This is a genomic window from Pseudomonas sp. OV226 (genome assembly GCF_003148705.1).
Lineage (GTDB): Bacteria > Pseudomonadota > Gammaproteobacteria > Pseudomonadales > Pseudomonadaceae > Aquipseudomonas.
This window is the reverse complement of the sequence record NZ_QGGS01000017.1, coordinates 126,181-133,742: the sequence shown is the minus strand read 5'-3', so window position 1 is coordinate 133,742 and position 7,562 is coordinate 126,181. Positions and strand designations below refer to the sequence as shown.

Here is a 7,562-nt window from a genome sequence, read left to right as displayed (position 1 = left end):
TCGCATCATGAGGGGCTGGCTCCGGAAAGAAATCGGGAGTACAGCATCAGGCTTCAATAGGCGGCTTTGAATGTGGGGTTCGTGGATCCCTTACCGAGAACCTGAACTACGGCGCACCTGGACTGATGGCGAATTGGCCGAGTCGGTTCCCGGCGGCGCTGGCCGCACTAGTCGCCTGACAGCCGCAGCAGATCGCGAACATCGCCGATGCCTCGCGCGCGGGTAATGGTGATGCATCTTCCGGTGATGGCTGGAATTATCGTGGTCGCGGCCTGATCGTATGCGATCCATAAACCCCACCTACCCCAAAGTGAGGTGACTGTTTACCGTGGGATCTCTGGCGAGCAGTTCCACGGCAGCAAGGCTTCGTAGTCTTCCACCGACGAGGCGTGCGGTAACCGCTCCAGTACGTGGCGTAGCCACGTATAGGGTTCCAGGCCGTTGACCTTGGCGGTTTCGACCAGGCTGTAGATCTGGCCGCTGCGCCCTTGGGGGTGTCGCTGAACAACCAGTTCTTGCGCCCGATGACAAACGGCTTTATCGCTCTTCGGCGGCGTTGTTGTCGATGGGTAAAAAACCGGCTTCCACGTAGTCCAGCCGGCTCCAGTTGTTCGCCAGATACTGCCCCGCCTTACCCAGAGCACTTTGGGCCGGAACCTGCGGCTGGTTATATCCAGCCAGTTCTTCAACTGAGCCAGGATTGGCAGGCTCTTTTCCTGACGAGCCGCGAAGCGTTGTTCATCACTGGCGTCCTTGAGTTGCTGTTCGATGCGGCACAGCTTGTTGATCATCGTCAGCGCGATATCAGCGCGGCCCGTCTGACCCTTGGACTGCACTTTTTGGGCGTCCACGAACGTGCGTCGCGCATGGGCCATGCACGCTAGCCGCTCCACGCTCGGCTGCAGTGCCAAGGCGTTGTAGCCCGCGTAATCATCGGTCATCACGTAGCCGAGATAACTTTCAGGCAGGCGCAACGGTACTTCCTGCTCACGGCTGGTGGTGTAGTCGAACAACACAATTTTCTGGTCTGGCGGGCCGCAGGCCTGCCCTCACATCCAGGGCTGACTGGTCGGATCGCGATCCGGTTCTTTAAGGACCTGGACGCGGATTTCGTCGCAGTGGATCACCGGACTTGCCAGTAAGCGGTCGCGCAGCAGCTTGATTTGTTCTTTCAGATCGACAATGTGACCTTCATGGGCTTGCAGCACTTCGGCTGTTTTAGCCTGACGAGCCAGCACCTCAAGCAACAACTTTTTGAGCAAAACAGGATCATCAGGAAGGTCGTCGGGCAGGGAAATCATGGCTCGGATTATAACGGGTCAGGCTACAAATCGCGGCGTCAAAACCTGATGCGGACGGTTGCGCCACAGATCAAAACCGTCGAGTAACCAGTTGAGTTCCTGAACACTTAACACAATGGCTTCGTCCGTGAGATAGGGGGAGGTTTTAAAGCGCTCGGACTCCAGGCGCTTGAGCCAAAGGCAGAAGCCGTTGCGCTCCCAGTACAGGATCTTCACTCGGTTACGGGGTTTGTTGAGGCACACGAAAAGCACCGGTTCGAACACCGCGACCTTGATGTCCAGTTCGACTAGAGCAGCGAGGCCGTAGATGGATTTTCGGAAGTCCACGGGCTTGGGGTAGAGATAGACTTTTTCGACTTTGGCGTCGGGACGCATCATGACGATGGGCTCCAGAAGGAATTCGGGAGCACAGCATCGGGCGTCAAGCCAGGGCTTTGAATGTGGGGTTCGTGGAGCGGTTACGAAGGAGTGAAAGCTGGAAGGCATTCATTTGCCGAGCCGCCAAAATTCTGAAACCTCCAATGAGGTATTCAAAATGATGGCGGCCCGCCCGGGCTCTCCTATTCCGTTGTCAGTGGGTTTGCTTGGCTATTTTTACCCAGCTCAGTTTGGCGGATAGTCCGTAATATTTGTCATCTACTTCCGACACAAACTCAAGGACGTTTCTCCCCGCCTTTAATGCTTCCGAGTTAATGGTGCCGCTAAAATTGCCGTCTTGATCCCATTGGATGGGGGTCGAGGTGCCATTAACACGAATCTGCATCTCGCTCCGAATTTTCTCGTTGGCGAACGCATTAAAATTCCCGCTAATTACATAAGGCACCGTTTTTGGGGTCAGTTCAAAATAAAGTGATGCGCGAGGAGCATTTTTCCAGGCAGAGGATTCGTGAGAAAAGCCCATTGCTTCCCACTCCACATCACGCCATCCCGAACCTGCTGTTGGGATATCCAAACTCCACCAGTTGCCAAAGCCCCAGTAATATTCATCCTTGTATGCCTGATCCCGGAACTTCAGGAAGTCAAGCCATGGCGCGGTCTCGGTGACTCCTCGGTACCTTGCACTCATTGGGGAGGTGTTGTGCTTGAGGTCTTGGCGGTAGGCGTCGAGTTCGTGATTGACTGGCACCATATCCTGATTACCAATAACCAAGGTAACAACCTCCAATTTTGGAAGTTTTTTGCTTGGTGGTTGATCTGCCGCTTCTATTCCCGGCCCGCTGATGGGGGTAGGGTAGCTGAACGTCCAGCCGTCAACAGTTTTTTCACAGTTTCCTTTACGTCCTAGCGAGTCGGGTTGTTGCCATTCATGACTCGGCATGTAGCAAACCTCCAGGGTGCTAATGGGTTTGCCGTATATGTAGGAAAGCGCTGCCGCCAGATTGCCATTCAGAAACATCCAATCACGGTTGAGCTGATTGGAATAGTCGAGAATCACCAAGGTTTTATTGATAGCATTGCCATCAAAGTTTTGTACGATGTCTCGCAGTACAAGTTGTTGTCTTTTTGAGATGTCAATGTAGTGGTGGAACTGAAATAGCTGGGCGCCCAGGCCGATAAATATCAAGGTGGCGGCCAGAACACTGGTTGCTATCTTTGAGTAGTAACTGAGGGCCAAAAACAGAGACAAAAAGAGTAGCGTCGCTCCCGGGGCTGCATACAGGAATGTTCGTTGACTCACTGCCATATGAGAGAGAGAGAAAATGAACGGTGAATACCCCACGCAGATCAACACTATGCCGATGATTGCCAGGCGGCAGATAAGTGCCAGAGATGGATTTTTCTCGTTTTCCGAGATGATAATGCTTTTCGATTTTCGTGAAACAAAGAAGATCAGTGAAAGTAACGCAGCTGTAGTAATCGCCAGATACCAGTAACTGCTAAACTCAATCCAGGTTATCCTGAACGCATCGATCCAGCCGCCGAAAACACTTCGCATTAGTCCTATGGTGAAAATTTTAGGGTAGTACAGTTTCAAAGTCGAAAATGCGCTATTACCGGCAATCGCGCCTTGATAACTATGAACGAGTGGTGCGGTGTGGATGACATATGCAATATAGGCGATGCCGCCGGAAACCCAGATCAGATGCTGAACATAATATGCTTTGATGTGAGGGATGAATTTTTTTAAGCCGATTTGAATAAAGATTACTAGTGCAGGAATGGTAATGAATAGCAGTGATACTTCATACATGGCGCATCCAGCTGCGATCAATAAACTGCCCAATGCACTCAAGACATAAGATCGGACTTTCCTGTTTTGATCAATGGCATGCAGGAATATAGCACTCCCCATCAAGGTAAGGCTCAGTGCCCAGTTGATGTGTATTGATCTGAATGAGAGCTGCATTGTGTCCGCTGGGAAAATAATGACAAGTACGCTCGCCAGCATGCCCCATTTTAATGAGCCTGTTATTCTCGTTGTTATTACACTTAACGCGCAACCTTTGATTATGAGCGCGGCAATTAAAAGTATATGCCAGTAATTGAAGGTGTTGGGGTCAAGGAAATATGCTATGGCGTGAGGGAGGATAGTTAGCGGACGAAGCGCTTGGGCAGACATAGCGCTTGACGCATCGGTCAGGAAAAGCAAGCCAGATCTGCTGAACAGACCAATGACACCCCATTCTTCGAGCAGCCCGGTCAGCGAGAAGCCGAACGGTAACCACATGAAAAAGACTGTCACCAAGGCGGGCCCAAGATGGGCGAGCCAAAGCAGTGCTTTTCCATTATATAAAGATTGTGTCGTTGTGAACGACTTTTTAGTAGTTACTGTCATTGGATGCTTGTGAGTCCTTCGTGGGCTTCGTTTTATGAGTTGCTTTCAGAACTATTTTGTTTAAAAGGTAACTGGACGGTAGCAAAAGCAGGATGACAAATATGGGGGCAATAGTCTTATAAAGGTGCAGGTGCTCAATCAAAAGACCAAGCAGCAGTGCCCCAAAAATGTATTGCACTAGGTAGATGGCGGGATAAATTATCATGCCTAGCCAAGACTGCTCTACCTTGAAAACTATTTTTGAGTTGAAGTAATAGGCAAAGACTATTCCTGCTATATAGGCGATCGCGTAGGCGATTTGATAGTCTATGAAATAACTCAAAAAAAGATAAATGCAATACGTGAGCCCGGTATTAAGCCCGCCACCTATAAGAAAGCTAATCCATCTGCGAGTCCGTGGGTTTTCTTTTAATAATGTCACGGTGCGTTGTGCTTTGCGGTTATTTTAGTGAACTCCGAATAGTCTCGAATGTAATCGTCGGCTTCGTAGTAGTCAGAGGTGAATACCAGCAGTACTGCATCTTCCGAGTATTTGTATTGAATACCCCAGATGAGCGGTGGCAGATAAATCCCTTTATTGGGTGCGTCGAGCATGACTTCTGCCCGATTGATGCCGTCATCGACCACAACGGCACAGCTGCCTTTGACGCAAATCAGAAACTGATGACATTTGTGGTGTGCATGCTCGCCCCGGGTCTTCTGGCTTGGGACATTGAATACAAGGAAGTATCGCTTGGGAGTGAACGGGATTTCCTTGTGGAATTCACCGACCGAGAGATCGCCGCGCATATCCGCAATGTACTTGAACTTGTGCGTGGTCACATCGCCCACGCCGATCCGGACCACGGCGTCGTTCTGCTCTTCGGCTTTGTGGGTCGGGGTCTTGGATGAGTCGCTGGATGTGGAGTTTTCCACATAACCGGTAATTCTTGCAGGCGACCCGGTGACGATAGCGTACGGCGGTACCGATTTCGTGACGACGGCTCCAGCTCCGACCATGGCGCCAGTACCGATAGTGACCCCTGGCAGAATGACCGCACCACCGCCGATAGACGCACCATTTTGAACAACAGTTTGGGAAAATGTGTCCGGGTAGACTTTGGATCGGGGGAACTTGTCGTTTGTAAACGTTACATTGGGGCCGACAAACACATCTGAACCAATCCTCAAGCCGTCCCACACATAGACGCCGGACTTGATCGTGGTGCGGTCGCCGATGACCACATCGTTTTCGATCAGGCAGTGCGAGCATAGGTTGACATCGGCGCCAATGGACGCGTCAGGGAACACCACCACGTATTGCCATATACGAGTGTTTTTTCCGATGTTTTTACTTTTTACATCGGCGCTTTCGTGGATGAACGGATCAGTCATCAGAGGGTGCCCTGGTTATTAAGCTTCATACAAACAATCGCGAGAGGCCGTTGTTTGCTATTTTCATAGGCGCGCCAGGCGTAAGTGCCCACCAGGCCCAGGCCCAGCAGATTCAATGTCCCCAACAGTAAGACCACCACCATGGTGGCAGCGTAGCCCGGCACCTCGATAGCACCGGACAGACGGGCGGCAACCACCATGAGACCGATGAGCAACGCGATGATTGAGCCCGTTGCCCCCATTCGAATCAGCAACTTGATGGGATAGTCCGTAAAGGCGAAAACGCTGTCCATCATGTATTCAAGTTTCTTCTTGAATGTCCATGCGGACTTGCCCTCTTGGCGAACCTGGCGTTCGTACTCGATAAACTTTCTTCTGAAGCCCAGCCAGAATATCAACGCAATCAATGATGATCGGGACTCGCTCAGTTGCAACAACTGCTCGCGAAAAGCTTTGTTGCAGCCGAAAATATCCACGCCTCCCTTAGGCATGTCGTGGACGACCAGGCGACGGTACAGCCCCCAGAAAATGGAGGATGCCATACGACTTGAAAGCGGATCTTTTCGCGCATTTCGGGTGCCAATAGCGACGTCGCATTCGTCATTGGATAGCGACTTGAAGAAGCTGATCAGCAATTCGGGCGGCTCTTGAAGGTCAGCCGCCATGACGCCGAAGTACTCGCCGGTGGCCGCCATCAGCCCTGTTCGAATCGCAGGGAATGAACCAAAGTTTCGGGAGTGGGCGAGCAATTGGGCGGAAAAACTCATATTGCCCAACTCTTTCTTGAGCAGGGCAAACGATTCATCCGGACTCCCGTCAACAACAAAAACTACTTCGAGTTTGCCATCGAGAGTCTCGTTCATGTCCGTCAGTGCCTGAATCAGACGCGGTATCGAGTCAGCATTCTTGTAGACAGGGACTATAACGGAGTAGCTCATGCCGCCCATCCGTTGACGGCTGCAATGACGTTGCTCACTTCTTTGTCGGTCATTTCTGGATAGCAGGGAAGGGTCAGTATTTCAGAGGCCAGGGTCTCTGTATTTTTCAATGACAGCGTTCCGAAACTGTGTTCAAGCACCGGTTGTTTGTAGTCAGGGATTGGATAATGAACATCTGACGCGATCTCGACGGTGCGCAAGTACCGCTGAAGAGCGTCTCTTTTCAGGCATTTGATGACATACAGGTGCGCGACCGATGCCTTGCCTTGTTCTTGGGGGTGACGGATTTCGTGGTGAGTGATTTCGTTGCGATACCGCGTTGCAATCTCACGGCGTCGTGAGTTGCCTTCATCCAGATGCGGTAGGAACTCGGAAAGAATAGCGGCCTGAATTTCGTCTAAACGGCTGTTTCGAGCACCTTCCAATTCAACGCAGTACTTTGATGACCAGCCGTATTGCCTGAGTTGTGTCACGCGCTGGGCAATTTCTGGAGAGTTCGTCACCACCGCGCCGCCGTCGCCGAGCGCCCCGAGGTTTTTGGTCGGATAAAAGCTGAAGCTGGCCGCATCTCCGAAAGTGCCGACACGTTTTCCTTCGCGTTCGGCCCCATGGGCTTGGGCGCAATCTTCCAGAAGCGGTACGTTTTGCTCCGCACAATACCGGGATATTTCCGCGATCTCAGGTACCGCCAGGCCATACAGGTGGGTCACAACGACGGCCTTGGCACCTGACGTAACAGCGTGTTTGACATCCGCTAGGGTCACGACGTGATTGTCGAGGTTTACATCCATGAAAACGGGAGTCGCGCCGATGGCCAGAATCGACGTAGTGGTGTACATGCTGGCGTTGGCAACCGTCGCAACGAGATCATTTTTCTGAACACCAAGCGCCTTCAAGGCCAGTTCGATCGCGTCGGTTCCGTTGGCAACGGTAATGCAATGGTTGGCGTTCAAATACTGAGCAAAAGAAGCTTCGAAGCGTTTAACCTCGGGGCCCAAGACCACCCAGCCGCTGGCGACGACGCGTTGTACCGAGGCGGTGATCTGAGTCTGGAATTTGTTGATTTTCGCTGCGAGGTTGTTGATTTGCTGCATCGAGGTTCTCCGTATCAAAGCATAAGCATTTGAATTCTGTTTTTGATTCTTCTAGTGCAGGCTCATGCTCCTTGGCTCG

General features: G+C 51.7%; 7 protein-coding genes and 2 pseudogenes. 1 reads left to right on the top strand and 8 read right to left on the bottom strand.

The features are described 5' to 3' along the window. Positions 1-89 precede the first annotated feature (89 nt). Positions 90-278: pseudogene (locus tag C7534_RS32900) on the top strand (glycoside hydrolase family 19 protein); the annotation flags it as partial. A gap of 45 nt (positions 279-323) precedes the next feature. Here C7534_RS32900 and C7534_RS33345 read toward each other — a convergent pair. The 8 genes and pseudogenes from C7534_RS33345 to C7534_RS23115 form a co-directional block, all read right to left on the bottom strand. After that, positions 324-644 (bottom strand): transposase domain-containing protein, encoded by a 321-nt coding sequence (locus C7534_RS33345; RefSeq protein WP_442963228.1) that lies wholly within the window; start codon positions 642-644, stop codon positions 324-326. A 12-nt stretch (positions 645-656) separates the two neighbouring features. Beyond that, positions 657-1,301 (bottom strand): annotated as a pseudogene (locus C7534_RS33340) (IS66 family transposase); the annotation flags it as partial. An 18-nt stretch (positions 1,302-1,319) separates the two neighbouring features. Then, positions 1,320-1,679 (bottom strand): IS66 family insertion sequence element accessory protein TnpB, encoded by a 360-nt coding sequence (gene tnpB, locus C7534_RS23140; RefSeq protein WP_256594800.1) that lies wholly within the window; start codon positions 1,677-1,679, stop codon positions 1,320-1,322. 193 nt (positions 1,680-1,872) lie between these two features. Continuing rightward, on the bottom strand, positions 1,873-4,077 hold the full coding sequence (locus tag C7534_RS23135; RefSeq protein WP_109787149.1) for a hypothetical protein: 2,205 nt from the start codon (positions 4,075-4,077) through the stop codon (positions 1,873-1,875). Then, positions 4,061-4,498, bottom strand: coding sequence for a GtrA family protein (locus C7534_RS23130; RefSeq protein ID WP_256594799.1), 438 nt, complete (start codon positions 4,496-4,498; stop codon positions 4,061-4,063). The genes C7534_RS23135 and C7534_RS23130 overlap by 17 nt, the downstream gene beginning before the upstream one ends. Continuing rightward, entirely contained in the window at positions 4,495-5,451 is a 957-nt protein-coding gene (locus C7534_RS33125; RefSeq protein ID WP_109787148.1) for a WxcM-like domain-containing protein, read from the bottom strand. The genes C7534_RS23130 and C7534_RS33125 overlap by 4 nt, the downstream gene beginning before the upstream one ends. Next, the gene (locus tag C7534_RS23120; protein ID WP_109787151.1) at positions 5,451-6,389 is read right to left on the bottom strand and encodes a glycosyltransferase family 2 protein; all 939 of its coding nucleotides are present in this window, start codon (positions 6,387-6,389) and stop codon (positions 5,451-5,453) included. The genes C7534_RS33125 and C7534_RS23120 overlap by 1 nt, the downstream gene beginning before the upstream one ends. Next, positions 6,386-7,483, bottom strand: a complete 1,098-nt coding sequence (locus tag C7534_RS23115) for a DegT/DnrJ/EryC1/StrS family aminotransferase (RefSeq protein ID WP_109787147.1) — start codon at positions 7,481-7,483, stop codon at positions 6,386-6,388. Before C7534_RS23115 ends, C7534_RS23120 begins: the two co-directional genes overlap by 4 nt. Between the last annotated feature and the right edge of the window lie 79 nt (positions 7,484-7,562).